Origin of the sequence: Citrobacter sp. wls827, assembly GCF_005280875.1 — a bacterium.
GTDB classification, from domain to species: Bacteria; Pseudomonadota; Gammaproteobacteria; order Enterobacterales; family Enterobacteriaceae; genus Citrobacter; species Citrobacter youngae.
This window is the reverse complement of the sequence record NZ_SZWR01000033.1, coordinates 1-1,935: the sequence shown is the minus strand read 5'-3', so window position 1 is coordinate 1,935 and position 1,935 is coordinate 1. Positions and strand designations below refer to the sequence as shown.

Annotated in this window: 1 protein-coding gene and 1 tRNA gene; both read right to left on the bottom strand. The window is 50.2% G+C overall.

Translation table 11 applies throughout. The features are described 5' to 3' along the window. Nucleotides 1–30: 30 nt before the first annotated feature. Nucleotides 31–107 (bottom strand) — tRNA-Pro (locus FDX03_RS21595). Between the two features lie 90 nt (nucleotides 108–197). Further along, a complete protein-coding gene (gene eptB, locus FDX03_RS21590; RefSeq protein ID WP_137346565.1) occupies nucleotides 198–1,889 on the bottom strand; it encodes a kdo(2)-lipid A phosphoethanolamine 7''-transferase in 1,692 nt (563 codons plus the stop codon). Between the last annotated feature and the right edge of the window lie 46 nt (nucleotides 1,890–1,935).

Here is a 1,935-nt window from a genome sequence, read left to right as displayed (position 1 = left end):
AGCCCGCTCAAAGAGCGGGCTTTTCTAATTTGGTCGGTGATAGAGGATTCGAACCTCCGACCCCTTCGTCCCGAACGAAGTGCGCTACCAGGCTGCGCCAATCACCGAATGCGGGGCGCATCTTACTGCTCAGCTGCGCGCCCGTCAATCCCTTAGTATCAAAATGCCATTCGATCGGCGAGAAAGTCAGCAGCCCATTACTGGGTTACAATCTTCTTGTCGTCCGGGACATGACACCAGTTGTTATTCTCATTTATACCGCCGTTTGGCGAGGTATATCCAAGGCAACCGAGAATGGTGTCGTACAGTTCAACATGGCGACGCGGAATCTTCATATCAGCCTCCTGCTTAAGGTGGGCGAAGGCTTTCGCATGATCGGGGTCTTCCAGATACTTATCAGACATCCACACCATCATAGGAACGCGGAACTGCTCTGGCGGTGCCATTTTACGTGGCGTACCGTGCAGATGCTCACGCTCGTTGATCGATTCACCGTGATCGGCAGCATAGAACACAATCGCTTTCTTATCGCGCAGCTGGTCAAACACTTTGGCGATAAAGTGGTCAACATAGGTTACCGAGTTATCAAATGAGTTAATCATCTGCGCTTTCGAACAACCGCTATCAACATTGACACACTCCGGCTTCCACTGGGCGTACTCACGGGTATAGCGCTGCGTGTAGTTAAAGTGCGAGCCTTTGGTATGCAGGATAATCAGGTGTTTACCATTATCGTCCGGTTTGATTGATTGCTGCATCTCAGAGATCAGCAGCATATCGTCAACCGTTTTGCCACGGTTACGCGGCTCAGCGCCAATCTGCTCACGATATGCGATGTTCTCCGCCATCGTGTTGCTGTAAAACCACATCTCACTTTGCATCGCGTAGAGATCGGTATTAAAACCTAGCTGGCTGAGTACGGAAAAGACGTTTTGTTCTTTCAGCGTACGCTGCGGGTTATCGCTCGCCCCACCTTCACGAACAAACATGCAGCGTAGCGAAAGTTTGGTTGCCGTATCACACGAATATCCGCGGAACGCGGCCAGGTTTTTTTCCTGAGCCAGCCTTGGCGTAGTATTTCTCTCGTAGCCAAAAATGCCCATATGATCCCAGCGGGTCGTTTCGCCGATAATAAACACGACGTAGGTATCATCAATATTCTTGGGGGCGACGTAGGTAAATTTCTTCGCCGGATTCATCAACGAATTGTTATCTGAAGATTCATCCACCTGCGCCCAGGCATACAGACCCAGCGCGGACAGCCAGTTTGAAGGCAAATATGAATTTGCCACTACGCCACCGTAGCTGGGCAAATCAATACCCGTTTCCCGTTCAACTGATTTTTGCTGTATTCCAAGTAAACGAATCGGCGCCCACACCATCAAGCCAGCCAGCAGAACAACGGCCACACTACGCCATCTCATACCTGGCGTACGTATTTGTTTTAGCAGGGTATAGCGGCAACGGTTACTCCAGATAAGCAGCAGCGGCAAAATGCTGACCGACACCAGCCACACGATAAAATGCCAGCCCACAACTTCCTTTGATAAATCAATATCGGTTGTCATGACCGAGGCAATAATGCCGTAGCCAATGACCACATTCAGGAAGGTCATGTAATAGCTGGCACCAGCGGAACACAGCACCACCAAGGTAGCCAGTACGCGCCAGGCCCGCCGACCAAACAGAGACAGAAGACGAAGTAAAAAGAAGGTAACCAGCACGGTGCCGGCCAATTCAACAACCGCAGAGATTCCTTTCAACGCGGTAAATTCCTGCACATAGCTGCCGAAGCGGCGATAAAAAACTGCGCAGTTCATAAACAGACCGATATAGATCGCAAGCAAGAAGCTAAGCTTTTGCTGCGTCATCGATTTAATGTATCTCATGCAAAAAACCCTGGGAATCGGGATAAAAACACCCTGTGAAGTGGTC